The 25295-nt window shown below is 72.8% G+C and carries 22 protein-coding genes; 8 read left to right on the top strand and 14 right to left on the bottom strand.

Annotation, left to right across the window (positions count from 1 at the left end):
- Positions 1–169: 169 nt before the first annotated feature.
- Together ABT354_RS01200 and ABT354_RS01195 are read left to right on the top strand one after the other, a co-directional pair.
- Entirely contained in the window at positions 170–385 is a 216-nt protein-coding gene (locus ABT354_RS01200; RefSeq protein ID WP_351487247.1) for a dodecin, read from the top strand.
- Positions 386–894: 509 nt separating this feature from the next.
- On the top strand, positions 895–3426 hold the full coding sequence (locus tag ABT354_RS01195) for an ATP-binding cassette domain-containing protein (RefSeq protein WP_351487244.1): 2532 nt from the start codon (positions 895–897) through the stop codon (positions 3424–3426).
- On the opposite strand, the gene ABT354_RS01190 is transcribed toward ABT354_RS01195, so the two are convergent.
- Genes ABT354_RS01190 through ABT354_RS01180 form a run of 3 tightly spaced genes read right to left on the bottom strand, consistent with a single transcriptional unit; the run spans position 3423 to position 6839 of the window.
- Complete coding sequence (locus ABT354_RS01190; protein ID WP_351487241.1) at positions 3423–4169, bottom strand: succinate dehydrogenase/fumarate reductase iron-sulfur subunit; 747 nt, start codon at positions 4167–4169, stop codon at positions 3423–3425. The two genes, ABT354_RS01195 and ABT354_RS01190, sit on opposite strands and share 4 nt — an antisense overlap.
- Positions 4166–6118, bottom strand: coding sequence for a fumarate reductase/succinate dehydrogenase flavoprotein subunit (locus tag ABT354_RS01185; RefSeq protein WP_351487238.1), 1953 nt, complete (start codon positions 6116–6118; stop codon positions 4166–4168). Before ABT354_RS01185 ends, ABT354_RS01190 begins: the two co-directional genes overlap by 4 nt.
- Position 6119: 1 nt before the next feature.
- A complete protein-coding gene (locus ABT354_RS01180) occupies positions 6120–6839 on the bottom strand; it encodes a succinate dehydrogenase (protein WP_351487235.1) in 720 nt (239 codons plus the stop codon).
- A gap of 92 nt (positions 6840–6931) precedes the next feature.
- Between ABT354_RS01180 and ABT354_RS01175 the strand changes: the two genes are divergently transcribed.
- Entirely contained in the window at positions 6932–7861 is a 930-nt protein-coding gene (locus tag ABT354_RS01175; protein WP_351487232.1) for a LysR family transcriptional regulator, read from the top strand.
- 78 nt (positions 7862–7939) lie between these two features.
- On the opposite strand, the gene ABT354_RS01170 is transcribed toward ABT354_RS01175, so the two are convergent.
- From ABT354_RS01170 to ABT354_RS01160, 3 genes are all read right to left on the bottom strand, one after another.
- Positions 7940–10120: a putative bifunctional diguanylate cyclase/phosphodiesterase gene (locus ABT354_RS01170; protein ID WP_351487231.1), complete on the bottom strand. Its 2181-nt coding sequence runs from the start codon at positions 10118–10120 to the stop codon at positions 7940–7942.
- Positions 10120–10932 (bottom strand): SAM-dependent methyltransferase, encoded by an 813-nt coding sequence (locus ABT354_RS01165; protein WP_351487228.1) that lies wholly within the window; start codon positions 10930–10932, stop codon positions 10120–10122. The genes ABT354_RS01170 and ABT354_RS01165 overlap by 1 nt, the downstream gene beginning before the upstream one ends.
- Before the next feature lie 280 nt (positions 10933–11212).
- Positions 11213–12202 (bottom strand): SCO0930 family lipoprotein, encoded by a 990-nt coding sequence (locus ABT354_RS01160; protein ID WP_351487226.1) that lies wholly within the window; start codon positions 12200–12202, stop codon positions 11213–11215.
- Between the two features lie 403 nt (positions 12203–12605).
- Here ABT354_RS01160 and ABT354_RS01155 point away from each other — a divergent pair, with 403 nt between their 5' ends.
- Positions 12606–13157, top strand: coding sequence for a hypothetical protein (locus ABT354_RS01155; protein ID WP_351487224.1), 552 nt, complete (start codon positions 12606–12608; stop codon positions 13155–13157).
- A 246-nt stretch (positions 13158–13403) separates the two neighbouring features.
- On the opposite strand, the gene ABT354_RS01150 is transcribed toward ABT354_RS01155, so the two are convergent.
- Positions 13404–14126 carry a hypothetical protein gene (locus ABT354_RS01150; protein ID WP_351487221.1) on the bottom strand — a complete coding sequence of 241 codons (723 nt, stop codon included), beginning with the start codon at positions 14124–14126 and terminating at the stop codon, positions 13404–13406.
- 344 nt (positions 14127–14470) lie between these two features.
- Here ABT354_RS01150 and ABT354_RS01145 point away from each other — a divergent pair, with 344 nt between their 5' ends.
- The gene (locus ABT354_RS01145) at positions 14471–15121 is read left to right on the top strand and encodes a class F sortase (RefSeq protein WP_351487218.1); all 651 of its coding nucleotides are present in this window, start codon (positions 14471–14473) and stop codon (positions 15119–15121) included.
- A gap of 107 nt (positions 15122–15228) precedes the next feature.
- On the opposite strand, the gene ABT354_RS01140 is transcribed toward ABT354_RS01145, so the two are convergent.
- Both ABT354_RS01140 and ABT354_RS01135 read right to left on the bottom strand, forming a co-directional pair.
- Positions 15229–16188, bottom strand: a complete 960-nt coding sequence (locus ABT354_RS01140; protein ID WP_351487216.1) for a polysaccharide deacetylase family protein — start codon at positions 16186–16188, stop codon at positions 15229–15231.
- 204 nt (positions 16189–16392) lie between these two features.
- Positions 16393–17562 carry a CapA family protein gene (locus ABT354_RS01135; protein WP_502983303.1) on the bottom strand — a complete coding sequence of 390 codons (1170 nt, stop codon included), beginning with the start codon at positions 17560–17562 and terminating at the stop codon, positions 16393–16395.
- Positions 17563–17925: 363 nt separating this feature from the next.
- Between ABT354_RS01135 and ABT354_RS01130 the strand changes: the two genes are divergently transcribed.
- Positions 17926–18495: a sigma-70 family RNA polymerase sigma factor gene (locus ABT354_RS01130; RefSeq protein WP_351487211.1), complete on the top strand. Its 570-nt coding sequence runs from the start codon at positions 17926–17928 to the stop codon at positions 18493–18495.
- Positions 18496–18697: 202 nt separating this feature from the next.
- A complete protein-coding gene (locus tag ABT354_RS01125) occupies positions 18698–19219 on the top strand; it encodes a hypothetical protein (protein WP_351487209.1) in 522 nt (173 codons plus the stop codon).
- Between the two features lie 116 nt (positions 19220–19335).
- On the opposite strand, the gene ABT354_RS01120 is transcribed toward ABT354_RS01125, so the two are convergent.
- From ABT354_RS01120 to ABT354_RS01100, 5 genes are all read right to left on the bottom strand, one after another.
- Positions 19336–20565 carry a sensor histidine kinase gene (locus ABT354_RS01120; protein WP_351487207.1) on the bottom strand — a complete coding sequence of 410 codons (1230 nt, stop codon included), beginning with the start codon at positions 20563–20565 and terminating at the stop codon, positions 19336–19338.
- Complete coding sequence (locus ABT354_RS01115) at positions 20562–22307, bottom strand: sodium/solute symporter (RefSeq protein ID WP_351487204.1); 1746 nt, start codon at positions 22305–22307, stop codon at positions 20562–20564. The genes ABT354_RS01120 and ABT354_RS01115 overlap by 4 nt, the downstream gene beginning before the upstream one ends.
- A gap of 31 nt (positions 22308–22338) precedes the next feature.
- Positions 22339–22719 (bottom strand): DUF485 domain-containing protein, encoded by a 381-nt coding sequence (locus tag ABT354_RS01110; protein ID WP_351487201.1) that lies wholly within the window; start codon positions 22717–22719, stop codon positions 22339–22341.
- Between the two features lie 188 nt (positions 22720–22907).
- Positions 22908–23177: a hypothetical protein gene (locus ABT354_RS01105; RefSeq protein ID WP_351487199.1), complete on the bottom strand. Its 270-nt coding sequence runs from the start codon at positions 23175–23177 to the stop codon at positions 22908–22910.
- A 189-nt stretch (positions 23178–23366) separates the two neighbouring features.
- Positions 23367–24179, bottom strand: a complete 813-nt coding sequence (locus ABT354_RS01100) for a LytR/AlgR family response regulator transcription factor (protein WP_351487196.1) — start codon at positions 24177–24179, stop codon at positions 23367–23369.
- A gap of 173 nt (positions 24180–24352) precedes the next feature.
- Between ABT354_RS01100 and ABT354_RS01095 the strand changes: the two genes are divergently transcribed.
- Positions 24353–25057 (top strand): hypothetical protein, encoded by a 705-nt coding sequence (locus ABT354_RS01095; protein WP_351487194.1) that lies wholly within the window; start codon positions 24353–24355, stop codon positions 25055–25057.
- Positions 25058–25295: the final 238 nt, after the last annotated feature.

Raw genomic sequence — 25295 nt, 5'->3', positions numbered from 1 at the left:
GAGACGTGAGCCCGTTGGGGGAGCGCACTCCAGGCTCGCACGGGTGTGGCTGGATTTTGGTATGTACCAAAGTGCCGGTCAAGCCCTAAATCGACGCCTCGCGCACCACCTTTCGATGGGGCACGGTGGAGAGCGTGTGAAGAGAGTGTAGCGAGAGGAGTGCGAAGGTATGTCCCATCACACGTATCGCGTGACTGAGATTGTGGGCACATCTCCTGAGGGAGTGGATCAGGCCATTCGCCAGGCCATCGAGCGAGCCGGTCAAACCCTGCGCGGGCTCGACTGGTTCGAGGTCACGGAGATCCGGGGCCATCTCTCGGAGGGCCGGGTCGCCCATGTCCAGGTGGGCCTGAAAGTGGGATTCCGGCTGGAGGACACCGGCTGACCTGCACCGGGCGCGGTACGGCGAGGCCCCGGGGCCCCGCCGCCGCGAGGGTGGGCAACCGCTGAATCCGGACCATCCACTTCCGCATGGGACCGAACATCTTCAGCCAGATATCGACTCGGGACCGGCGCGGGAACAGATGCGGTGAAACCGCCCGTACCGATGGGTGCGACCCCTGACGGCGCATCGGGGGCCCCGGGGGCGGAAGAAGGGCGCACGTCCGGACCGACCCGTACGGGCCGACAGGGGGCGCAAACCCGGGGAGCAAGGGATTTCTCCGGTTATGACCGGTTCGCGGGTGGGCCACAGCGGTCTCACAGGGTGGCGTCAAGACAAGAAATGGCCAACCCGACAACGGGCCCTGGCGGCCCGCCGGTCACTCCCCCGGCCCATACCCGGCCCCCGCCCGGCCCAGAGCGCCGTATCGAACATCATCGCAGGGCCGCTCCGGTCCCCCGGCACCGGCCCGGCCGCCGGCCGCCCGGCCCTCGATCCTAGGATTGTCCGTTATGCACAGCGGTACCCCTGATCCCTATATCCGTGTCCGGGGCGCCCGGGAACACAATCTGCGCGATGTCGACGTGGACATCCCCCGGGACGCCCTGGTCGTCTTCACCGGGGTCTCCGGGTCGGGAAAGTCCTCACTCGCCTTCGGCACCGTCTACGCCGAGGCCCAGCGGCGCTTCGTCGAGTCGGTGGCACCGTACGCCCGGCGCCTGATCCACCAGGTGGGCGCGCCCGCCGTCGGCGAGATCACCGGGCTGCCGCCCGCCGTCTCACTGGAGCAGCGGCGCTCGACCCCCTCATCGCGCTCCTCGGTCGGCACCGTCACCACCCTCTCCAACTCGCTGCGCATGCTCTTCTCCCGCGCGGGCGACTATCCGCCGGGGGCGCCCCGGCTGGACTCGGACGCCTTCTCACCGAACACCGCCGCCGGGGCCTGCCCGGACTGCCACGGTCTGGGGCGGGTCCACCACACCACCGAGGAACTGCTCGTCCCCGACCCCGCACTGTCGATCCGTGAAGGTGCGGTCGCCTCCTGGCCGGGCGCCTGGCAGGGGAAGAACCTGCGCGATGTGCTGGACGCGCTGGGGTACGACATCGACCGGCCCTGGCGGGAGCTGTCCGCCCGGGACCGTGAGTGGATCCTCTTCACCGACGAACAGCCGGTGGTCACGGTGGACCCGGTCCGGGAGGCGGGGCGGATCCAGCGCCCGTACCAGGGGACCTACAGCAGCGCCCGGCGGCTGGTGCTGCACACCTTCGCCGACTCCAGGAGCCCGGCGCTGCGGGCGCGGGCCGAGCGCTTTCTGACCAGTACGCCCTGTTCCGTCTGTGGTGGGCGGCGGCTGCGCGCGGAGGCGCTGGCGGTCACCTTCGCCGGGCGGTCCATCGCGGAGCTGGCGGCCCTGCCCCTGACCGCGCTGGCCGAGGTGCTGGCCGCGGAGACCACGGACGGCACGGAAGGCGCCGAAAGCACCGGGGGCACGGAGGCCTCAGGAGGCACCGGGGGCGCACCGGGCCGGGACCACCACGGCGGGGTCCCGGACGGCGGGGTCCCGGACGGCGGGGCGAGCGCGCGGGTCCTGACGGCCGATCTGCTGGCACGCATCGGCACCGTCACCGAGCTGGGCCTCGGCTATCTCAGCGTCGACCGCCCCACCCCCACCCTCTCCAGCGGGGAACTCCAGCGGCTGCGGCTCGCCACCCAGCTGCGGGCGGGCCTCTTCGGCGTGGTCTATGTCCTGGACGAGCCCTCCGCCGGGCTCCATCCGGCGGACACCGAGGCGCTGATCCGGGTGGTGCGGCGGCTGCGGGCCGCGGGCAACTCGGTCTTCGTGGTGGAACACCATCTGGAGGTGGTGCGCGGCGCGGACTGGCTCGTCGATGTCGGTCCGGGGGCGGGCGAGCACGGCGGACGGGTGCTGCACAGCGGCCCGGTCGAGGAGCTGGCCCCGGTGACCGAATCGGTCACCCGGCGTTTTCTCTTCGACCGCTCCCCCGCCCCCGCACGGAGGGAGCGGCAGCCGTCGGGCCGGCTGAGGATCGGCCCGGTGACCCGGCACAATCTGCGCGATGTCGAGGTGTCGGTGCCGCTGGGCGCGCTGACCGCCGTCACCGGGGTCTCCGGTTCCGGCAAGTCGACGCTGGTGGGTGCGGTGACCCCGGAGACCCCGGGCGTCGGCCGGCTGATCACGGTCGACCAGCGGCCCATCGGCCGTACCCCGCGCTCGAATCTGGCGACCTACACCGGGCTCTTCGACACCGTACGGAAGCTCTTCGCCGCGACGGAGGAGGCCCGGCGGCGCGGCTACCGCGCGGGCAGGTTCTCGTTCAATGTGACGGGCGGGCGGTGCGAGACCTGCCAGGGCGAGGGCTTTGTCTCCGTGGAGCTGCTGTTCCTGCCCCGGAGCTACGCGCCCTGTCCGGACTGCCGGGGCAGCCGCTACCGGCCCGAGACCCTGGAGGTCCGCTACCGGGGGCTGGACATCGCCCAGGTGCTGGAGCTGTCGGTGGAGGCGGCGGCGGAGTTCTTCGCGGATGTCCCGGCGGCGGCGCGCAGCCTGGGGGCGCTGCTCGATGTGGGCCTCGGCCATCTGCGGCTCGGGCAGCCCGCGACGGAGCTGTCCGGCGGTGAGGCCCAGCGGATCAAGCTGGCGTCGGAGGTGCAGCGGACGGTCCGGGAGCACACCCTGTATGTGCTGGACGAGCCGACGACGGGGCTGCACCCGGCCGATGTGGAGGTCCTGATGCGGCGGTTGAACGCCCTGGTCGACGCCGGGCACACGGTGCTGGTCGTGGAGCACGACATGGATGTGGTGGCGGGCGCGGACTGGGTGGTCGACATGGGGCCGGGCGGCGGCGGCGAGGGCGGCAGGGTCGTCGCGGAGGGCACCCCCGCCGAGGTGGCCTCGGCGGGGCGCGGCCGGACCGCGCGGTTCCTGGCGTCCGCCCTCGCGGGCCACCGCCCGGCGGAGCGGGGGCAGGAGGACCAGGGACCGGCGGCCCAGGGGCAACAGGACCAGAATCGGGCGGGCTAGCTCCTCGCCCTGCGCTGGGCGCGCAGCCACTCGCGGTTCATCGCGGCGATCGACGGCAGCGGAATCCCCTTCGGGCAGGCGGTGGCGCACTCCCCGGTCAGGGTGCAGCCGCCGAACCCCTCGTCGTCCATGGTCGCCACCATGTCGAGCACCCGGGACTCCCGCTCCGGCGCGCCCTGCGGCAGTACCCCGAGATGGTTGACCTTCGCCGAGGTGAACAGCATCGCCGAGCCATTGGGGCAGGCGGCCACACAGGCTCCGCAGCCGATGCACTCGGCGTGCTCGAAGGCGAAGTCGGCGTCCGGTTTGGGTACCGGCGCGGCATGCGCCTCGGGCGCGGCGCCGGTCGGTGCGGTGATGTAGCCGCCCGCCTGGATGATCCGGTCGAAGGCGGTGCGGTCGACCACCAGATCCCTGATCACCGGGAAGGCGGCGGCCCGCCAGGGCTCCACGTCGATGGTGTCCCCGTCCCGGAAGGAGCGCATATGGAGCTGGCAGGTGGTGGTGCGCTCGGGGCCGTGCGCGTCTCCGTTGATGACCAGGCTGCACGCGCCGCAGATGCCCTCACGGCAGTCGTGGTCGAAGGCCACGGGGTCGTCGCCCCGCAGGATCAGCTCCTCGTTGAGGGTGTCCAGCATCTCCAGGAAGGACATGTCCGGGGAGATCCCGTCGACCTCGTAGGTGGCCATCGCGCCGGGGGCGCCCGCGTCGCGCTGACGCCAGACGCGCAGGGTGAGCCTCATGCGTAGCTCCGCTGGGTGGGGTGGACGTACTCGAAGACCAGGTCTTCCCGGTGCAGGACGGGAGGTTCACCGGTCGCGGTGAACTCCCAGGCGGCGGCGTAGCCGAACTCCTCGTCCCGGCGGGCCGCCTCGCCGTCGGGTGTCTGGGACTCCTCGCGGAAGTGGCCGCCGCAGGACTCGGCGCGGTGGAGCGCGTCCAGGCACATCAGCTCGGCCAGCTCCAGATAGTCGACGATCCGGTTGGCCTTCTCCAGCGACTGGTTGAACTCGGCGCCGGTCCCCGGCACCTTGATCCGCCGCCAGAACTCCTCCCGGATCCTCGGGATCCGCTCCAGCGCCTTGCGCAGACCGCTCTCGCTGCGGGCCATTCCGCAGAACTCCCACATCAGCTCGCCCAGCTCCCGGTGGAAGGAGTCGGGGGTGCGGTCGCCGCCGACCGCGAGCAGCAGATGGAGCCGGTCCTCGGTCTCGGCGAGGACCTCGACGGCGGCGGGGTGGGAGGCGTCGGGCCGCTCCCCGGCGGGGAGCCGGGCGAGATAGTCGTTGAGGGTGGCGGGGAGGACGAAGTAGCCGTCCCCCAGCCCCTGCATCAGCGCGGAGGCGCCGAGCCGGTTGGCCCCGTGGTCGGAGAAGTTGGCCTCGCCGATGGCGAAGAGGCCGGGCACGGTGGTCCGGAGGTCGTAGTCGACCCAGAGTCCGCCCATGGTGTAGTGCACGGCGGGGTAGATCCGCATCGGCACCTCATAGGGGTTCTCGGCGGTGATCCGCTCGTACATCTCGAAGAGGTTGCCGTACTTCTCCTCCACCTTGTCCCGGCCCATGCGCGCGATGGCGTCGGCGAAGTCGAGATAGACGCCCTCGCCGCCGGGGCCGACCCCGCGGCCCTCGTCGCAGACGTTCTTGGCGGCGCGCGACGCGATGTCCCGGGGGACCAGATTGCCGAAGGAGGGGTAGATCCGCTCCAGGTAGTAGTCGCGTTCGTCCTCGGGGATCTCCCGGGCGGGCCGCCGGTCACCGGCGGCCTTCGGCACCCAGATCCGTCCGTCGTTGCGGAGCGACTCGCTCATCAGGGTCAGCTTGGACTGGTGGTCACCGGTGCGCGGGATGCAGGTGGGGTGGATCTGGGTGAAGCAGGGGTTGGCGAAGAGGGCGCCGCGCCGGTGCGCCCGCCAGATGGCGGTGGCGTTGGAGTTCATGGCGTTGGTCGACAGATAGAAGACATTGCCGTAGCCGCCGGTCGCCAGCACCACCGCGTCCGCGAAGTGGGTGGTGATCTCCCCGGTGACCAGGTCACGGGCGACGATGCCGCGGGCCCGGCCGTCGACCACGATCAGGTCGAGCATCTCGGTACGGGCGTGCAGGGTGACGGTGCCCGCGGCGATCTGCCGGGAGAGTGCCTGGTAGGCGCCGAGGAGCAGCTGCTGTCCGGTCTGGCCCCGGGCGTAGAAGGTACGGGAGACCTGGACGCCGCCGAAGGAGCGGGTGTCGAGCAGTCCGCCGTACTCCCGGGCGAAGGGCACGCCCTGGGCCACGCACTGGTCGATGATCTCCACGGATATCTGGGCGAGCCGGTGGACATTGGACTCCCGGGCCCGGAAGTCGCCGCCCTTGACCGTGTCGTAGAAGAGTCGGTGCACCGAGTCGCCGTCGTTGCGGTAGTTCTTGGCGGCGTTGATGCCGCCCTGGGCGGCGATGGAGTGGGCGCGGCGGGGGGAGTCCTGGTAGCAGAACTGCTCGACCTGGTAGCCCTGCTCGCCGAGGGTGGCCCCGGCGGCGCCCCCGGCGAGTCCGGTGCCGACGACGATGACGGTGTGTTTGCGCCGGTTGGCGGGGTTGACCAGTTTGGCCTCGAAGCGGCGGCGGTCCCAGCGCTCATGGATCGGCCCGTCGGGGGCCCGGGTGTCGGCGATCGGGTCGCCGGTCGTGTACTGCGTGTAGTCGTGGCCCATCTCAGCTCACCACTCCGGTCATGACGGCGACGGGGACGGCGACAAAGCCGGCGGTCAGCACGAGGGCGAGACCGTTGGCCGTCGCCTTGAGGGCACGGTCGCGGCGGGCACTGCCCGCGCCGAGGGTCTGGGCGGCGCTCCAGAAGCCGTGGCGGATGTGGAGTCCGACGGCGGCCATCGCGGTCAGATAGATGACATTGCCGTACCAGGTGGAGAAGGTGGCGACCACATTCTCGTACGGGTGGCCGTGCTGGGCGTTCTCGTTGACCGTCAGGGTGGTCAGATCGAGGATGTGCCAGACGATGAAGAGGGCGATGATCACCCCGCCCCAGCGCATGGTGCGGGTGGCGTAGCTCGCGCGGCGGCGCCGGTGGACGTAGGCGGTGGGGCGGGCCCGGCGGTCGAGCCTGCTGAGCTGGTACGCGGAGACGGCGTGCGCGACGACGGCGGCGACCAGCAGGATCCGTACGCCCCACAGGGCCCACTCGCGGTGCAGTACGGGGGCGCCCATGGTGCGCAGCCAGTGGCCGTAGGCGTTGAACTCCTCGGGGCCGAAGAAGACCTTGAGGTTGCCGACCACATGGGCGACGAGATAGCCGAGCATGATCAGGCCGCTGACGGCCATGACGGTCTTCTTGCCGACGGTCGATCCCCAGAAGGATCGTCGCGGGGGCGGTTTTCGGCCCGCCGGGCGTTGTTCGGTGCGCGATGCCAGAGCCATGGGGAAACCGTAGGGCGAGAGGGGTCAAGAGTTCCAAGACATGGTCACGCTGATCTCCATAGGAAGGATCTATGGCGGGCTAGCATGGGTCCATGCAGTTCCAGCAGCTGGTGTACTTCGTGGCCGTCGCCGAGACCCGGCATTTCACCCGGGCCGCCGAGCGGGTCCATGTGGCGCAGCCCTCGCTCTCCCAGCAGATCCGGGCGCTGGAGAAGGAGCTGGGGGCGGAGCTTTTCAGCCGGGCCCGGGGAAATATCGCGCTGACGGACGCGGGGGAGGCCCTGCTGCCGCTGGCCCGGCGCATCCTGGCGGACGCGGACACCGCCCGGCAGGAGGTGCAGGAGCTGGCCCGGCTGCGGCGCGGCCGGGTGCGGCTGGGGGCGACCCCGAGCCTCTGCACCGGGCTGCTGCCGGAGCTGCTGATGGTCTTCCACCAGCGGCATCCGGGGATCCGGCTGCTGATCGAGGAGGGTGGTTCGCACGATCTCGTACGGCAGCTGGCGCGCGGGGCGCTGGATCTGGCGCTGATCGTGCTGCCGCTGCCGCCCGGCTCCCCGGCGCTGACCACGGTGGAGCTGCTGCACGAGGATCTGGTGCTGGTGTCGGCCTCGTCGACGCCCGCGCCCCGGGGACCGGTACGGATCGCGGAGCTGCGGGACGAGCCGCTGGTGATGTTCCGGCACGGGTACGACCTGCGGGAGCTGACGGTGGGGGCGTGCCGGGCGGAGGGGTTCGAGCCGTCGTTCACCGTGGAGGGCGGGGAGATGGACGCGGTGCTGGGGTTCGTCCGGGCGGGGCTCGGCAGTGCGGTGGTGCCGAGCATGGTGGCGGGGCGGGCCGGGCCGGGGATCCGGGTGACCCCGCTGGCCCGCCCGGGGCTGCGGCGGACGATCGGGCTGGCGCACCGGAGCGATGTGGCGCCGCCCCGGGCGGCGCGGGAGCTTCAGCGGCTGCTGCTGGACTCGCGGGACGCGGGCGCCTTCCCGGGGTCGGGACTCCCGGCCGGCGGCAGCCCCCCGTAACAGAGGTTCCTCGGTACGGGGGGACGCGCCCCGGCCCGTACGGGTACGGGCCGGGGCGGTCTCGGGTCCGGGGCGGTCTCAGGTGGCGTCGGCCAGGGCCAGGGTGTGCAGATGCTCCGGCGGGCCGGGGCGGGCGTAGTACCACCCCTGGGCGGTGTCGCAGCCCAGCTCCCGCAGCTGATCGGCCTGGGCCCCGGTCTCCACGCCCTCCACCGTGACGGCCAGCTCCAGGCTGTGCGCCAGCGAGACGATGCCCTCCACGATCTTCACATCGACCGGGTCGACGGGCAGGCGCTGCATGCCCTGGGTGAAGGAGCGGTCCAGCTTGAGCACGCTCACCGGCAGCCGGCGGAGGTTGGCGAGGTTGGAGTAGCCGGTGCCGAAGTCGTCCAGGGCGATGTCGACACCCAGCTCCGCCAGTTGCCGCAGCGGTCTGAGCAGCCCCTCGTCCGCGCCGATCAGCGCCGACTCGGTGACCTCCAGACAGAGCGTGCCGGGGGCGAGCCCGGAGCCCTCCAGGACCGCCACCGTGTCGGTGACCAGACCGGGGTGGTGGAGCTGGGTGGGCGAGAGGTTGACATTGATCCGCAGCGGACCGTCGGCGGGGTGGTGCTCCTGCCAGAACCGGGCCTGGCGCACCGCCTCCTGGAGCACCCAGCGGCCGAGCGGCACGATCAGTCCGGTGTGTTCGGCGAGCGGGATGAACTGGTCGGGCCCGAGGACCCCATGGGTCGGGTGGGACCAGCGCACCAGGGCCTCGGCGCCGTGCACCCGGCCGTCCCCCATATGGACCAGGGGCTGGTACTCGATGAAGAACTCACCGCGTTCCAGGGCGGCGGGGAGCGCGGTGGTCAGCCCGTGGCGGGTGATGGCCCGGGCGTCCAGCTCCGGATCGGCGGTCTCGCAGCGGTTGCCACCGGCCGACTTGGCCCGGTACATGGTGATGTCGGCGCTGCGCAGCACCTCGGCGGTGGTGCGCTCGCGGGCCGGGCCCTCCACGATGCCGATGGAGCCCCGGACGGAGAACTCCCGGCCGTCCACCCGGATCGGGGAGTGCAGCGCGGCGAGGATCCGCGCGGCCAGCTCATGGACCTCGTGCTGGGTGTCGGTACCGGTGATGAGGGCGACGAACTCGTCGCCGCCGAGCCGGGCCACCATCTCGCCGGGGGCGGTGGCACAGCTCTGGAGCCGGTCGGCGACCTCGACCAGGAGCCGGTCACCGGTGGCGTGGCCGAGGCTGTCGTTGACCGCCTTGAAGCCGTCGAGGTCGAGATAGCAGAGGCCGAAGCGGCTCTCGCCCCCGATGGCCAGGGCCTTCTCCAGGCGTTCGAAGAACAGCGTCCGGTTGGGCAGTCCGGTCAGCGCGTCATGGGTGGCCTCGTAGCGCAGCCGGAGGTTGAGCAGCCGGCGCTCGGTGGTGTCCTCCAACAGGGCGAGCTGGTACTGCGGCCGGCCCTCGGCGTCCCGGAGCAGGGAGACCGTCAGATTGGTCCAGAGCACGGTGCCGTCGTTCCGGAAGAACGGTTTCTCCACCCGGAAGTGCTCCCGTTCACCACGGATCAGCTCACGGTGGAGCTGCCAGACATGCGGCCGGTCCTCGGGGTGGGCCCACTCGGTGACCTTCTTGCCCCGGACATGGTTCTCCAGTCCGCCGAACATCCGGGTCAGGGTCTCGTTGACCTCCAGCACCTGGCCTTCGAGGTCGGCGATGCCGATCCCGATGGCCGCGCCCTCGAAGACCGCCCGGAGCCGGGTCTCGGTGTCGTGCAGGGCGTTCACCGCGTCGGTGCGGGCCTGGAGGGTGGAGCGGGCGATGGCCTCCTGCTCCGCGAGCGTGCGCTCGCGCAGGGCCTGGGCGTATCCGGCGGCGAACGCGTGCTGGAGGCGGGCGCAGCGGGCCCGGCTCTCCTCGGCGGCCGGTTCGCCCGGGGCCGGCGGGGCCGGGTCGGCGCCGCAGTAGAGCACCAGATAGGCGTCGATGACGCCGAGGGTGCGGCTGAGCGCCTCGGGGTCGGTGCAGTGGGCGTCGACCAGCGCCGCGCCGATCCGGTGGGCGGAGCGGGGGTCGAAGACCCGGGCGTGCAGGGTGTCGCTGAGCATCCGGGCGAGGGGCAGCAGATCCTCCTCGACCTCGGCGCGGGTGAGCGAGGTCGCGGTGACCGGGAAGACCGCCCGGCTCCAGATGGTGGCGAATCTGCGGAGTCTGTCCTCGGGGCTGTCCGGGTCCACCGGCGAGCCCAACGCGTGCGAAGGCGCCATCACGCCGAGCGCCCCACCCCTGCGAAGCCCGCGTGGGCGTAGGGATCCTCGGGCTCGGCGGGGGCGTCGGGCCGCCAGTTCGGCGGGGACACCAGTCCGGGCTCGACCATTTCGTACCCCTCGAAGAACCGGGCTGTCTGATCCTGTGTCCGCATGATCAGTGGATGGCGGATGTCACGGTACACCTCGGCCATCCGGGCCGCCCGCTCCTCGGGGACGGGCATCCCGTCCCGGGCGCTGTGGGCGATGACGAGGAGGCTGCCGGGGGCGAGCGCGTCCCGGAGGGTGGCGACGGCGGTGTACGGGTCGTCCGCGTCCTCGACGAATTCCAGCACCCCGATGAGGAGGAGGGCGCAGGGCAGCCCGGGGTCGAGCAGCCGCCGCGCCTCGGGGCTCTCCAGGATCTGCCGGGGTCTTCGCAGGTCCGCGGTGACGACGTCGACCCGGGGCTCGTCCTGGAGCAGCGCTCTGGCGTGGGCCACGGCGACGGGGTCGTGGTCGGCGCTCAGGACCCGGGCGTCGGGGCTGAGTTTGAGGGCGGTCTCATGGACGCCGCCGTGGGCGGGGATGCCGGAGCCGATGTCGAGGAACCGGGTGATGCCCTCGCCGATCGCGTACCGCACGGCCCGCCGGGTGAAGGCACGGGTCGCCCGGACGGTCCTGGGGAGTCCGGGCAGACACTCCAGGGCCCGGCGGGCCGCCGCGCGGTCCGCTGCGAAGTTGTGCGCGCCGCCCAGGTAGTAGTCGTGCATACGGGACACGCTCGGCACCGAGATGTCGATGCCGGGCGAGGCCCAGGCGGGACGCTCCATCGATGTCTCCAACAAGTCGCCACGGAGGAAGTCCGGCCATGTGCATGGCCAGTGTTCGAGCCGAGGCTACTGATCGACCGCCAATTGAGCGAGTCCAAACGGAAATTCGCGGTCCGTTCTTGGTCACATGGCCTCATGACGGCGGCCCGCCGCGCTCCCCGAGGGGGTGCGGCGGGCCGCCGGATGTCCGTTGCCCGGCTGTTCGGGTGGGTATCGGACCGGTGTACGGAGGATGTACGCCCGTTGTACGCAAGATGTACGGGAGATGTCCGGTCCGGGTCTACCGAGGCGCGCCGACGAGCTTGCCCTGGGGGGAGACGGCGAACCAGGTACCGCCCACACCCTGGCCCTTGATGTCACCGGGCTTGCTGTCCCCGGCGAAGGTGTAGAGCGGCCAGCAGTCGATGGTCTGCTGCTGGATGCCGTCGGGACGCTTGAAGGTGACATAGCCCTTCTTGCGGATGCCCTCGGTGTCGTTCTTGGCGACGGGGGCGACAACCGGCCATTTATCGAGGCAGGCACCGGTGCACTTCGTCGTCATCGGCCAGGCGGTGTCCTTCTTGAACCGGTAGACGGTCATTCCGTTCCGGTCCACGACGATCTCGCCCAGCTTGGGGTCCTGACGGGTGGACAGACCGGGCCGGGCGGCGGTTCCGTCGCCGTCACCGGTGTCCGCGTCCTGCCCGGCACCGTCACCCGTGTCCGCGTCCTGGCCGTCACCGGCGGCACCGGGCGCCGCCTTCTTGCCGTCGGGGGCGGAGGCGAACCAGGTACCGCCCACACCCTGGCCCTTGATGTCACCGGGCTTGGTGTCCTGGGCGAAGCGGTACATCGGCCAGCCGGCGATGGTGAGCTGCTTGGTCCCGTCGCTCCGGGTGACCGTGCCCAGCAGCGACCGGTCGACGCCCGGGGCGGGCGCCGCGCCCTCGGCGGTGACCACGGGCCAGGCCTTCGCGCACTCGCCCTCGCAGGTGGCCTTGGGCGGTGAGGCGGTGTCCTTATCGAAGCGGTAGAGGGTGAAGCCCGCGCTGTCGGTGACGACCCGGCCGAGCTTGGGGGTGTCCCGGGCGGCGAGCTGCCCGGCGGGCCGGGCGGCCGACGATCCCCCGTCCGAGGAGCCATAGGCGCCGGAGCCGGGCTGCGCCTGACCGGCCGCGCCGACCGACTCGCTCTTGGTATCCCCGTCGCCCTTGTCCTGGCCGCACGCCGTCGTCAGTACGAGCACGGCCGCCGCTGTCAGCGCGAGCGAGGCGTTCCGCCAGGTGTTCATGTCCACTCCCGTGGGTCTTCGTCGGACCTTCGCCGGCGCCGGTCGCGCCGTTGTCGGTACTGGGTACGGGCGGGGGCGGGGGTCTGTTCAAAGCCGCGCCGAAGAATCTTGGGGCGGAGTTCCGGGGACCGCCGGGGCCGGGGAGCGGGACCCCCGGGGCCGGGAGCAGGAGAGCGGGGAGGCCCGGAGCCGGGGGCAGGGGGCGGGAGGCCGGGAGGCGGGGAGGCGGGGACAGGGGGACGGGGTGCCGTGTCCTCCGCCCGGCCTACGCCCATGCCCCATTCGCCCGGCAGAGATCGCGGGCCCCCCGGGCGGCTCCTAGCGTGGCGCGGGACGAGGGGCATTCTGCGCTCCTGTGCGGATATCGGTTCCGCTGCTGCTCCTCGGGGACCCGGAGGATCACATGCGCGCGATATGTGCCACGTCCGTCGCCGCCGCCCTGTCGGCCGCCGCACTCGCCCTGGCCGCACCCACCGCGACGGCCGCCGCGCGGGCCGCGGGCGCGGGCGGACAGACGTCCCCGCTCTTCACCGTGAGCCCGTCGGTGGTGGCACCGGGCGGGTCCGTCGCGCTGTCCGCCAGCGGCTGTGCCACCACCGCCACCGCCTCGTCCGCCCTCTTCGACGCCGTGACGATCCGGCCCGGCACCTCGACCCGGGTCACGGTGAGCACGGCGGCGCGGCCGGGCACGGCGCACTCGGTGCAGTTCACCTGTGGCGCCCAGCGGGGCACCTTCACCGTCACCGTCTCGGGCGGCACCTCGTCCCCGACGATCAGCTCCACCGTGACGGTGAGCCCCGCGGCCACTCCGCTCGGGGTGCGCGGGGGGCTCGGCGGCAGTGTCGGGGAGATCGATGCCACGGAGGTCGCCATCGGTGCCGCGCTGGTGCTGACCGCGCTCACCTCGGCCGGGTTCCTGATCCGCCGGCGGACTCCGGAGGACCGCCGCCACTGAATCCGCGCCCCCGCCCCCTGCCCCGTACACCCACGTCCACAGTCCGTACGTCCATACGCCAGTACGTCAGTACGTCCGTTCCGCGTCCCCGCACCGCGCCCTCCCCGGGCGTCCGTAACGCCCGTCGTCTTCGGTCCCGGCCGGGGCACGGGGCACCGGAAGGGGTCCCGCCGCCTCCGGGTCCTGGCCGGGACCCGGAGGCGGCGGGCGGTGTCACCCGTGCCCGGCCGGGAGGTTCACGGCCGGTCAGGCCCGGGTGCCGACGGTGCGCCTGCGGCGGGCGAGGAAGACGGTGCCGCCGATCGCCGCGGTGGCCACCAGCCCCGCGCCCACGGCCATCTCGGCCGTGTCGGGCTCCAGCGAGCCACCGAGACCGCCCCGGGTGCCCCGGCCGGAGACCACGATGAACTGGGCGGTCGCCACATTCGACGTGTTGTCGCAGCGGACCACCAGGTTGTAGCGGCCCGGCGCGGCGTGGTCATGGATCCGTGCGCCGACCGACAGGGTGTCGCGGCCGTCGCCGCCCCGGCCGTCCCCGCCTCCGTCGCCGCCCCGGCCCGCGCCGTCCCTGCCGTCCCCGCCGCGATTGTCGGTCCGGTCGCCGGCGCGGTTCTCACCGCGTTCCTCGCCCCGCTCGTCGCCCCGGTTCTCCCCCCGGCCGTCGCCGCCGCGACCGTCACCACCGCGACCGTCGCCGCCCCGGCCGTCACCACCGCGGCCGTCACCGCCACGGCCGTCACCGCCCCGGTGCAGGCTGATGTGGGGGAAGGCGTTGGACGAGATGGTGCCGCCGCCCCGGCCGCAGCCGTGGACGGTGATGGTCAGGGTGGCTCCCTGGTGGACATGGTGGGGACTGACCGAGACATGGACGGCGTCCTGCCGGTCGCCGCCCGCGACCGCCGCCGGGGCGGCCGGTCCGGTAACCGCCACGACAGCGGCGGCCACTGCGAGAGCGCGTGAAGCACGCATGGTCGTGAACCTCCAGAAGAAGACGCACCGAAGCGGCGCTCCGGGGATTCGACGAGTACGTCCTCCATGACGAACCATCACCTGACCCCGTCGACCCCGCATTTCGGAACTGATCCACCCCGGTGACGGCCCACCCGCGCGACACACCGGCGACACGCCGGGGCGATCCGGTGGAGCCGCAGGTCACGGCCGGGCCGGGCGGATCGTCGCACCGATGACACGAACGGCCCACCCCGAGTGGACGCGACCACCCGTTCGCCCTTCCCTCCTCGCACCCCTTCAGATCGTCACTTAGCGTGTCCACGGGTTCGCACAGGCCGCGAACGGGACGAGGAAGGAGAGTCATGGGCGCGGAGTACCACGACCCGGAACTGCGCCGCAGGCACTCGCCCTGGGGCGTGCTGGCCCTGGTGATACTCAGCGGGATCGCCCTGATGAAGAACGGCGCCGATGTCTCCCTCGGGCCGCCCCAGCCCGCTGCCGCCGCCGCGCTCGACCAGCGCGCCGGGGAGACCTTCGCCCCGCTGGTCCCGGCGGGGGCGCTGGGCGCATCGCCCGCCGAACGCATCCGCATCCCCGCCCTGCGCGTCGACGCCCCGCTGATGCATGTCGGTCTCGACGCCGACGGCTGGATCGAGGCCCCGCCCCCCGAGGACCGCGATATCGCGGGCTGGTACCAGAACGGGGTCAGCCCCGGGGAGCGCGGCACCGCGGTCGTCGTCGGCCATGTGGACAACCGCACCGGCCCCGCCGTCTTCTACGGCCTCGGCTCGGTGCGCCGGGGGGACAGGGTGGAGGTGCCCCGGCTGGACGGCAGGACGGCCGTCTTCGAGGTGTACGGGGTGGAGGTGGTCGACAAGGACGCCTTCCCGGCCGCCGAGGTCTACGGCGACACCGGCCATGCCGAGCTGCGGGTGATCACCTGTGGGGGCGGCTGGTCCCGGCGGGACGGATACGCCGGGAATGTCGTGGTCTTCGCCCGGCTGGTGCCATGACCGGCGGCGTCCGCCGGCCCGCGCCGCCCGGCACGCCGCCGGCCGGCGGCGGCTGATCCCCCCTCCGCGGGGCCCGGGGCGCACACCGGGCCCCGCGGACGGGGCCCTCAGCGGCGGGGCACCGACAGGTGGTAGCCGCTCTCCAGCAGCCGGGGGAGATAGTTCCGCAGCGCCGTGACGCTCTGCGAGCGGTCGCCGCCCGCGTCGTGCGAGAGCACCACGACCCCCGGTCCCGCGCCGTCCAGGACCCGGCTGACGATGGTGCCGGCGCCCGGTTCCATCCAGTCGAGGGTGTCGACCGTCCAGCCGAGGGGTTCCATGCCCAGCTCGGCGCCGATCTCGAAGGAGTGGCGGTTCCACGCTCCGAAGGGGGCCCGGTACCAGAGCGGCGCCAGCCCCGAGACCTGCTCGATCACCTCGCTGGTACGGCCCAGTTCGCTGCGGATGCCCGCGGGCGACAGCCGGGGGATCAGCGGGTGCGACCAGGAGTGATTGCCGATCACATGCCCGTCGTCGACCAGCCGGCGCAGCAGGTCGGGGCGGGCGTCGACCATCTCGCCGCAGACGAAGAACATGGCCCGCACCCCGTAGCGGCGCAGGGTGCGCAGCACGGCGGGGGTGTAGCGGGGGTCGGGACCGTCGTCGAAGGTCAGGACCATGGTGCGCCCGCCGCTCTCGGGCAGGCGGAGAAAGGGGCGGTGGCGGACCGGGGGCGGGGTCCGGCGCAGCGGGGGCAGATGCGCGGTCATGGGCTGGAGGCGGTAGCCGGCCGCGACGGTCGTCCGGCCGGCCGGCGGGGGCCCCGCCGCCCCGGTCACGCCCGCCGACCCGCCCGCCCCCGTGACACCTCCCGCGCTTCCCGCGCCTCCTCCCGTAGCCCCCGTGGCCCCCGTACCCGCGGCGCTCTCCCCCATCGGTCCCCCGGCGCCGGTGGTGGTGGCGGAGCGGCCGGACGGGTCCGCGGGCGCACAGCCCTCGGTGAGCAGCAGCCCCGCCGCGGCGGCGCCGAAGCAGGCGGCGAGCCGGAGCGCCGAGCGGCGGTCCGGTGACATCTGATCCTTCGTCATGACCAACAGCTCGCACGGAGTACGCGCCGCACCGATGATCAACACGCGGCCCCGGCCGAAAGCACCCGATGGGAGCAGTCGTACGAAACACTGACTGGTGTACGAGTGACGTTTTCCGTCCGGTTCTGTCCGGTGGACGGGTGACGGCGGGTTCTGTCCGGTGGTCGGGCGACAGCGGCCGGTGGTCGGGTGACGGCGGGTCTTTCAGCGGCCCATGGTGAGTCCGTCGGCGGCGGCGCCCCGGCCGAGGACGGCGTCCCGGATGGAGCCCTGGGCGTCCTGGTACTCCTCGCTCTCCGGTTCCCGCGCCAGGGCCTCGGGGAGATGGACCACCCGGCCCGCGCCGATGTCGTACCACTGGGGGATGTACTCGGCCCGGGTGACCTGCCAGCGGGCCCCCGCGTGCCGGGGCGGGGCGAAGGTGAAGCGTCCGATGGAGCCCTGGTTGCCGCGTCCGTCGAAGGCCCCGGTGTAGTCGAACATCGGCCCGGCGATCTGGTCGCCCATGCCGTAGACCACCCAGACGCCGTTGACCTTCTCGTAGGCCTGGGGAACGTGGGCATGGGTACCGAGCACCAGATCCACGTCGGGGCGGCCCAGGGTGGTGGCGGCGGTGAGGGAGCGGGCCAGTGCGAGCTGGTGCTCATCGGGTTCGGTCTGCCACTCGGTGCCCCAGTGGAGGCTGAGGACGACCACATCGGCCCCCGCCTTCCGGGCGGCGCGGGCGTCGGCGACGATCCGTTCACCGTCCATCAGATTCACGGCCCAGGGCCGCCCCTCGGGCAGCGGGTACCCATTGGTGCCATAGGTGTACGAGAGATGGGCGACCTTGGCCCCGCCCGCCGTCAGCCAGGCGGGGCGGGCGGCCTCGGCGGCGCTGCGGGCGGTGCCGTGGTGGGCCACTCCGGCGGCGTCCAGGGCGTCCAGGGTGCGTCCGATGCCCTCGGCGCCGTCGTCCAGGGAGTGGTTGGAGGCGGTGGAGCAGGAGTCGTAACCGGTGGCGGCGAGCCCGGCGGCCACCTGGGGCGGTGAGGTGAAGGAGGGGTAGCCGCGGTAGTCGCCGTCGGCGCCGTAGACCGTCTCCATATGGCAGATGGCGACCTCGGCGGCGGAGACCACGGGGGCGACGGCGGCGAGCATGGGCGCGAAGTCGTAGCCGTCGCCGCCCGCGTCCATCCGGGCCTGGTGGATGACGGAGTCATGGGGCAGGACATCGCCGGTGGCGACGAGGGTGAAGCCGCGCCGGGGCGCGGGGGGCGGGGTGGCGTCGGCGCGGGGGTCGGTGCCACCGGGGGCCGGGGCGGCGCAGCCGCCGCCCGCGATGAGCAGGACGGCGGCGCAGAGGGCGGCCACCGGACGGGAACACATGGGCATACGCCGGGTCATGGCGTGGCTTCCTGACTCTTCCTGACTCTTCTGGCTCTTTCTGACACCCGAGCGGAAGAATGGTGGGTAAATATGACAAAACGACTGCATCGCCTGGATCGTGCCGGAGTCAAGTGACCCCGCCGGAGCGATCACCGAAACGGACCTTTCTCATCCGTTTTCTGCCGTTCAGCGCTCCGTTTCCCCGGCCGTCCACCCCCGGCCGCCCGTTCACCGCACCACTCGTCGCTCACTGCGACCGCTCGCCGAAGACCGCGCGGAGCCGTCTGTCACCACCGGCCGGTATGCGCTCGGATACGGGGCATACCCGGTGACCACACGACAGCGACGACGCGCGAGAGGGTGTTGGCCATGGCGACGGCGACCGTGACCGCTACCGCGACCACCGACGAACGGGCCATCGCGGAACTGCAACGCGAGCACGGGCCCGCACTCCTCAGCTTTCTCCAGGGCCTGACCTACGGGGACCAGCAACGGGCCGAGGACCTGCTCCAGGAGACCCTGGTACGGGCCTGGCAGCACCCGGAGGCCTTCGACGGCCCCTATGAGTCGATGCGGCCCTGGCTCTTCACCGTGGGCCGGCGGCTCGCCATCGACGCGCGCCGCTCCCGCCTCGCCCGCCCCACCGAGATCGGCGACGGGGTGCTCGCCACCACCCCCGACCCCGCCGACATCACCGAGTCCGCGGTGGCCGCCCTCGATGTGCGCGCCGCGGTCGAGTCCCTCAGCCCGGAGCACCAGGCGGTACTGATCCGCATCTACTTCCAGGGCCTCAGCGTCAACGAAGCCGCCGAGGCCCTGGGAATCCCGCCGGGTACGGTCAAGTCCCGGTCGTACTACGCCCTGCGGGCCCTCTCCCGTATCCTCCCCGGCTACTCCCGGCCCCGCCCCGCCCCGGCCGCGCGGCGCGCCCGGGGCTGAACGCCCCGCGGCGCCCGGTCACCCGTGTCCCGGTGTCCCCGTCCGTCCCCCGGTCTCCCCGTCTCCCTCGGGCCACGCGATACGGCCGGGTTTCTCCTCCTTGTCACGGTGAAGTTGAGTAAAGACCCGCCACAGGACGTGCCGGTCGGTGGAGGCTCGTTCCCGAGTCGGCATCGGTACGGTCCGGAAGAGGGTGGGAAAGGTGCATCCCGAGAGTACGAGCGGCACCAGCGGAGGAGCGCCCGCCGTCCCCATGGCGTGGCTCTGCGCCGAGTATGTGGCGGACGAGCTGCTGCGCACCGGGGCGCTGGTGGAGGGGGGCTCGCTGGAGTACCGGGCCGGGCGGGAGACCCTGGCCCTGACCATCTATCTCTGTGACGCCACCGACGGTCTGGCCGGGGTCCGGGCGATGTCCCGGATCGAGGAGTGGCTGGATCTCACCGCGTACGGGCATCCCTGGACCGCATGGGTGCTGGAGCGGCTGGCCGCCCGGGAGGAGCGGGAGCGGGACCTCGACGCCGGGCCCGACCCGGATCTGGCGCTCGCCCGGGAGTCCTGGCGCTGGCTGCGGCAGACGGAGCTGCTGGCGGCGGAGCCGGAGGACGACGAGCCCTGGCAGCCGCCGAGGGGGCCGCGGGGACCGGCGGGCGGGTACGAGCGGCGGTGGACCCCCGCATGGCGGCTCGGGCTGCCGCTGAGCCATCTGGCCATCCATCTCTTCTGACCTGCGGCTCTTCTGACCTGCGTCCCGGCGGGCCGCCCCGCCGGGCGCGCCCGCCCCCGATCACGGTCACGGTCCGGGGCACTCCCGGAACACGGTCCGGGAGGGCGGTCCGGGGGTCAGTGCAGCCCCCCGGACCGCCGTCCCGGTACGGAGGAGTGCACCCCGGCCCGGTACTTGGGGATCCTGATCGTGATCTTCATCCCGGCCCCGATCCCGGTCTCGATGACCAGCCCGTGGTCGTCCCCGTACACCTGGCGCAGCCGGTCGTCCACATTGGAGAGACCGATCCCCGACGACCCGGTCCGCTCCCCGGCGAAGATCCGGCGCAGCACCGCCGGGTCCATGCCGACACCGTCGTCCTCGATGGTCACCATGGCCTCGGCCCCGGCGTCCCGGGCGGCGATGACGATCCGGCACTCCCCGGTGGAGTCCTCCAGACCGTGTTTGACCGCGTTCTCCACCAGGGGCTGGAGACAGAGGAAGGGCAGGGTGACCGGCAGCACCTCGGGGGCTATCTGGAGGGTCACCTTCAGCCGGTCGCCGAAGCGGGCCCCGGCGAGCGCGAGGTACTGCTCGATGGAGCGCAGCTCGTCGGCGAGGGTGGTGAACTCGCCGTGGCGGCGGAAGGAGTAGCGGGTGAAGTCGGCGAACTCCAGCAGCAGCTCCCTCGCCCGCTCGGGGTCGGTCCGGACGAACGAGGCGATGGCGGCCAGCGAGTTGAAGATGAAATGGGGGGATATCTGGGCGCGCAGGGCACGGATCTCCGCCTCGATCAGCCGGGTCCTGGAGCGGTCCAGCTCCGCCAGCTCCAGTTGGACCGAGACCCAGCGGGCGACCTCGGTGGCCGCCCGGACCAGGACCGCCGACTCCCGTGACCCATAGGCGACCAGCGCGCCGAGTACCCCTTCCTCCCCGGTGAGCGGGGCGATCACGGCCCAGCGCAGCGGGCACTCCAGCCGGTGGCACTGGGTCTGGATGCTCTGGCTGCGCCCGGAGTCGAGGACGTCGGCGACCCGGGTCATGACCCGGTGCTCATGGTGGTCGAGGCCGGGGCCGTCCCAGGCGAGGACGGAGACCCGGTCGGTCAGACAGAGCGCCTCGGTGCCCAGGAGCGACCGCAGCCGGCGGGCGGCCTTGCGGGCGGTGTCCTCGGTGAGCCCGGCCCGCAGCGGCGGGGCGGCCAGCGACGCGGTGTGCAGGGTGTGGAAGGTGGCCCGCTCGACGGGGGTGCCCAGGTCGAGGTCGGGGCGGCTGCCGCGGCGTTCGGTGTAGCGGCCGATGGCGACGCCCGCGACCAGCAGCAGCACGGCCGTGACGGCGAGGGCGGCGATCGTCGTACCGCTCATCGCTCCACTCCTTCCGGGCGGGTGTCCGGGCGAGTGCGGCCCACCAGATCCTCCGGGAGGTGCAGCCGGGCGAGGATCGCGGTGGCGCCGGGCGGTATGTGGCGGGGGGTGGCCAGCGAGACCAGGATCATGGTGAGCGAGCCGAGGGGGACGGACCAGACGGCGGGCCAGGCCATCAGGGTGTGCGCCCAGCCCTCGGGGGCGAGCCCGGCGCGGGTCGCCATCACGGCACCGAGCGCGGAGCCGCCGCCGGCGAGCAGTCCGGCCACGGCGCCCGGCGGGGTGAGCCGCCGCCACCAGATGCCGAGGACCAGCAGGGGGCAGAAGGAGGAGGCGGAGACCGCGAAGGCGAGGCCGACGGCGTCGGCGACGGGTACATGGGTGGCGAAGACGCTGACCGCGAGCGGTACCGCCATGGCGAGCAGGGTGGCGAGCCGGAAGTACCGGACCCCGCGCGGCGGCAGGACGTCCTGGGTGATCACTCCGGCGACCGCCATGGTCAGCCCGGAGGCGGTGGAGACGAAGGCGGCGAAGGCGCCGCCCGCGAGGAGCGCGCCCAGCAGATCGCCCGCGACCCCGCCGATCATCCGCTCGGGCAGGACCAGGACGGCGGCGTCGGCGTCGCCGGTGAGGGAGAGTTCGGGGGCGTAGATCCGGCCGAGCGCCCCGTAGACCGGGGGCAGCAGATAGAAGGCGCCGATCATGCCGAGGACCACCAGGGTGGTGCGGCGGGCGGCGCGCCCATGGGGGCTGGTGTAGAAGCGGACGGCGACATGGGGCAGTCCCATGGTGCCGAGGAAGGTGGCGAGCACCAGCCCGTAGGTGGCGTAGAGATGGGTGCCGTCCCGGCCGCCGGAGAGCGGCTGGGACCAGCTCGCCGGGTCGTCCTCGGCACTGACCCGGGCCGGGACCGGGGAGCCCGCGGGCAGCCCGAGGACGGTGCCGCCGTCGATCCGGTGGCCGCCCTCGGGCAGGGTGAGGGTGCGCCGCTCGTACCGCTCCCCGTCGACGGTGCCGGAGACGGTGAGGGTGAGCGGGCGTTCCAGCTCGATCCGGACGGTGTCGTCGATCCGGACGACGGTGTGCTCGCGCAGCAGGGCGGGGGCGTCGAACCGGGCGCGGGGGGCGTCGTCGCCGCTCCAGGCGGCGACCAGGAAGACGGCGGGCACCAGGAGTGCGGTCAGTTTCAGCCAGTACTGGAACGCCTGGACGAAGGTGATGCTGCGCATGCCCCCGGCGGCGACCGCGCCGGTGACCACGACGGCGACGACCACCCCGCCGATCCAGCCGGGGGCGCCGGTCAGGATCTCCAGGGTCAGCCCCGCGCCCTGGAGCTGGGGCAGCAGATAGAGCCAGCCGATCCCGACGACGAAGAGGCTGGCGACCCGGCGGGCGGCGGCGGATTCCAGCCGGGCCTCGGCGAAGTCGGAGAGGGTGTACGCGCCCGAGCGGCGCAGCGGGGCGGCGACCAGGACCAGCAGGACGAGATAGCCGGCGCTGTAGCCGACGGGGTACCAGAGCATGTCGGGGCCCTGGAGGAGGACCAGTCCGGCGATGCCGAGGAAGGAGGCGGCGGAGAGGTACTCACCGCTGATGGCGGCGGCGTTGAGGCCGGGTTTGACGGTGCGGGAGGCCACATAGAAGTCGGAGGTGGTACGGGATATGCGCAGCCCCAGGCCGCCGATGAGGACGGTGGCGACGACCACCACCGTCACGGCGGTCACCGCGTACGCCTGGTTCACCGGCGGGCCCCGGTGGCGGCGGGGAGCATGGTCAGCGCCCTTCGAGCAGGCGGAGGAAGTCCCGCTCGTTGCGCTCGGCGCGGCGGACGTACCAGCGGGCGATCAGCCACATCACGGGGTGGACGGCGATACCGAGGACGAGCCAGACGATCCAGCCGGGGGTGGGGGCGCCGCCGTCGAGGACGGTGGGCAGGGCGAAGAGCAGCGGCAGGGCGCCGACGAAGAGGGTGAGGGCGGCCAGGGCGGTGAGCGCGGTACGGAGCTGGCTGCGCATCAGGGAGCGTACATAGGTGGTGCCGAGGGTGGTCTGTTCGCTGATCTCGGAGCGGGCGTGGGCATGTCCGGGGGCCCGGCGGGCGGCGCGGGGCACACCGGTGACCACCTCACGGCGGGGCCGCTGCTCTGCGGGCATCGTGGTCCGCTCCAACGTCTGTCGAACGACTTCTCGGGGTGAGCGGAGTCTACGCAGGAGCGATTACCGACGGTAGGGGTGCGGCGACGGTAGGGTCCGGCGGCACGGGGTGCGGCGGCGTGGGGCGCGGTCCAACGGCGTGGGCGGTCCGGCGGCGTGGGGTGCGGTCCGGCGGCGTCGGGTCCGGTTCAGCGGCGTGGGGTGCGGGCGCAGTCGCTCAGCGCGATCTCCAGCTCGACATAGGACTCCTCGGCCCGCCGGAAGGCGACCTCCAGGGCGGCTCCGGCGCGTGGGCCCACCAGCCCCTGGGCCGACTCCTGGATGTCGTAGAGCACATCCGCCCAGCGCCCGGCGGCGCTCTTGACCCGCGCGAGCAGTGCCTCGACGTCTCCGGCGCTGGCCGCCCGGGTCGCCGGCAGGCTCCGCAGTTCCTCCAGCAACGCTTCGATGTCCGACATCTGACCCCTTTGCTCCCTGATCAAGGTTATGCCTCGGGGTACGGCCCGGCGCGCCGATTCCGGGCGTGGCTCGGCCAGCGGATGACGTGGGTCGCCGGACGGGTGTACGGGGCGACGAACGGGCGCCCGCCCCCGCCGAACGGTCGGCCCATCACGGTGAACGGCGCGGGCCGGACCGACGGGCCCGGCTCAGCGACGGGCGTGACGCATGAGGAGTTCGCGCAGTTGACGGGCGTGGCGGCGGCTGACGGCCAGCTCGGCCGAGCCGACCCGGACGGTGGTCGTCCCGGCGTCCAGGCGCAGTTCGTCGATGCGGGCGATGGCGACGAGATGGCTGCGGTGGATCCGGACGAACCCCCGCGAGGCCCACCGTTCCTCCAGGGTGGAGAGGGGGATGCGCACCAGATGGCTGCCCTCCTCGGTGTGCAGCCGGGCGTAGTCGCCCTGCGCCTCCACATAGGTGATGGCGTCGATCGGGACGAAGCGGGTGACTCCGCCCAGCTCCACGGGGATCTGCTCGGAGCCGCTGTGCACCGGCCCCGGGGCCGCGGAGGCGGCCGGAAGGTGCGCGGCGGCGGGCCGGTCGGGCTGCGGCCGGGGCTCACGGGCCGTCCGGGCGAGGTCGACGACCCGCCGCACCGCCTCGGCCAGCCGCTCCCTGCGGACCGGTTTGAGGACATAGTCGACGGCCTTGAGGTCGAACGCCTGGACGGCGAAGCCCTCATGGGCGGTGACGAAGACGATCAGGGGCGGGTGGGCGAAGCGGGCGAGCAGCCGGGCCACGTCCAGGCCGGTGAGACCGGCCATATGGATATCGAGGAAGACCACGTCGATGCCGTCGTCACCGTCGCCCTGGGCATCCAGGGCACGCGTGATGCGGCGCAGGGCGTCGGTGGCGTCGGTGGCCCCCTCCGCGCTGGTGATCCGGGGGTCCGCGCGCAGCAGATAGAGCAGTTCCTCCAGCGCGGGTTTCTCGTCGTCGACAGCGAGTGCTCGCAGCATGCGGGGAAGTGTAGGCGTGGCCGGAACGGGCGACCACGGCCGTGCGGGCCGAGTACCGGGCGGCCGCGGCCCCGTTGGCCGGAATCACCGCCCGGCGAAGTGAGCGGCGGCGGCCTCCCGTCCGTACAGGACGGCGACCATTCCTGTGCTCCCGGCAGTGTGAAGTGAGGACCATGAGCGGGCATCAGCGCCACCGGGACGTGGCCGCCTACGCGCTGGGCACCCTGGAACCGTCCGACACCCTGCTGTTCGAACGGCATCTGGCGGAGTGTCTGCTGTGCGCCGTCCGACTGATCGACCTGGAGGGCACGGCACTGGCCCTCGGAGAGCTGGCGGGGCTCCCGGCGCCGCCGGGGTCCGGGGCGCCGGCGCGGGACCGGACTCCGGAGCGGCCCGGGGCGCGGCTGCTGGAGGGGCTGGTCTCCCGGGTGGCGGTGGACCGGCGGCGCCGACGCCGGCGCACCCTGCTGGTCTCCACGGCCGCCGCACTGGCCGTGGCCGTCCCCATGACGGTGTTCGCCGCGCGCGGCGGCCCGGCCCCGGACGGACGGGGGGCGGGGGTGACCACCGGGGTGGTCGCCTCGGCGCGGAGCTGGGAGCGGCCCTGGGGTACGGAGGTGGCGCTGCGGATCTCGGGGGCACGGTGGCGGGGCGTCTGCCGGCTGGTCGCGATCGACCGGGACGGCGGGGTCCATCCGGTACTGAGCTGGACGGCGGACGGGGCGGGCAAAGCGGCCAGGGCGGATGGAACAGGTGGGACGGAAGGGCAGGGCAGGGAGGTGAGCGTGACGGGCGGAACGGATCTGCCCCGGGAGCGGATCGCGCGCTGGCAGGTGCGCTCCTCGGCGGGCGAACCGCTGCTCACCCTCGCGGGCTGAGCCGTCCCGGGCCGCACGGCAGCCCCGGGGCCATCTCCTTTCCGCCTTTCCGCCGACGCCCCATCAATTTCCCGGTACGCTGGCGCCCCAGCAATTCCCAGGCCTTTTCGGAATCGAAAAGAGACATAAGAACAAGGAATTATCACCGGCCTTTCATTCATACATCCAATACCTCTTCGCCTCTTTTCATTGACGATTATTGGCATGGGAAATTACCGTGGTTCACACCGTTTCCCGT

The organism is Streptomyces sp. NPDC000594, from assembly GCF_040299965.1.
In the GTDB taxonomy this organism is placed as follows: Bacteria; Actinomycetota; Actinomycetes; order Streptomycetales; family Streptomycetaceae; genus Streptomyces.
The sequence above is the reverse complement of the archived record's forward strand: the minus strand, read 5'-3'. Positions and strand labels throughout refer to the sequence as shown.

Bases quoted from the DNA above. Each gene is read 5' to 3' on its own strand.
- ABT354_RS01200 (WP_351487247.1), top strand. From the start codon at position 170: ATGTCCCATCACACGTATCGCGTGACTGAGATTGTGGGCACATCTCCT.
- ABT354_RS01195 (WP_351487244.1), top strand. From the start codon at position 895: ATGCACAGCGGTACCCCTGATCCCTATATCCGTGTCCGGGGCGCCCGG.
- ABT354_RS01140 (WP_351487216.1), bottom strand. From the start codon at position 16,188: ATGACGAAGGATCAGATGTCACCGGACCGCCGCTCGGCGCTCCGGCTC.
- ABT354_RS01175 (WP_351487232.1), top strand. From the start codon at position 6,932: ATGCAGTTCCAGCAGCTGGTGTACTTCGTGGCCGTCGCCGAGACCCGG.
- ABT354_RS01100 (WP_351487196.1), bottom strand. From the start codon at position 24,179: ATGCTGCGAGCACTCGCTGTCGACGACGAGAAACCCGCGCTGGAGGAA.
- ABT354_RS01165 (WP_351487228.1), bottom strand. From the start codon at position 10,932: ATGGAGCGTCCCGCCTGGGCCTCGCCCGGCATCGACATCTCGGTGCCG.
- ABT354_RS01190 (WP_351487241.1), bottom strand. From the start codon at position 4,169: ATGAGGCTCACCCTGCGCGTCTGGCGTCAGCGCGACGCGGGCGCCCCC.
- ABT354_RS01135 (WP_502983303.1), bottom strand. From the start codon at position 17,562: ATGCCCATGTGTTCCCGTCCGGTGGCCGCCCTCTGCGCCGCCGTCCTG.
- ABT354_RS01180 (WP_351487235.1), bottom strand. From the start codon at position 6,839: ATGGCTCTGGCATCGCGCACCGAACAACGCCCGGCGGGCCGAAAACCG.
- ABT354_RS01095 (WP_351487194.1), top strand. From the start codon at position 24,353: ATGAGCGGGCATCAGCGCCACCGGGACGTGGCCGCCTACGCGCTGGGC.
- ABT354_RS01160 (WP_351487226.1), bottom strand. From the start codon at position 12,202: ATGAACACCTGGCGGAACGCCTCGCTCGCGCTGACAGCGGCGGCCGTG.
- ABT354_RS01150 (WP_351487221.1), bottom strand. From the start codon at position 14,126: ATGCGTGCTTCACGCGCTCTCGCAGTGGCCGCCGCTGTCGTGGCGGTT.
- ABT354_RS01185 (WP_351487238.1), bottom strand. From the start codon at position 6,118: ATGGGCCACGACTACACGCAGTACACGACCGGCGACCCGATCGCCGAC.
- ABT354_RS01110 (WP_351487201.1), bottom strand. From the start codon at position 22,719: ATGCCCGCAGAGCAGCGGCCCCGCCGTGAGGTGGTCACCGGTGTGCCC.
- ABT354_RS01155 (WP_351487224.1), top strand. From the start codon at position 12,606: ATGCGCGCGATATGTGCCACGTCCGTCGCCGCCGCCCTGTCGGCCGCC.
- ABT354_RS01145 (WP_351487218.1), top strand. From the start codon at position 14,471: ATGGGCGCGGAGTACCACGACCCGGAACTGCGCCGCAGGCACTCGCCC.
- ABT354_RS01105 (WP_351487199.1), bottom strand. From the start codon at position 23,177: ATGTCGGACATCGAAGCGTTGCTGGAGGAACTGCGGAGCCTGCCGGCG.
- ABT354_RS01120 (WP_351487207.1), bottom strand. From the start codon at position 20,565: ATGAGCGGTACGACGATCGCCGCCCTCGCCGTCACGGCCGTGCTGCTG.
- ABT354_RS01130 (WP_351487211.1), top strand. From the start codon at position 17,926: ATGGCGACGGCGACCGTGACCGCTACCGCGACCACCGACGAACGGGCC.
- ABT354_RS01170 (WP_351487231.1), bottom strand. From the start codon at position 10,120: ATGGCGCCTTCGCACGCGTTGGGCTCGCCGGTGGACCCGGACAGCCCC.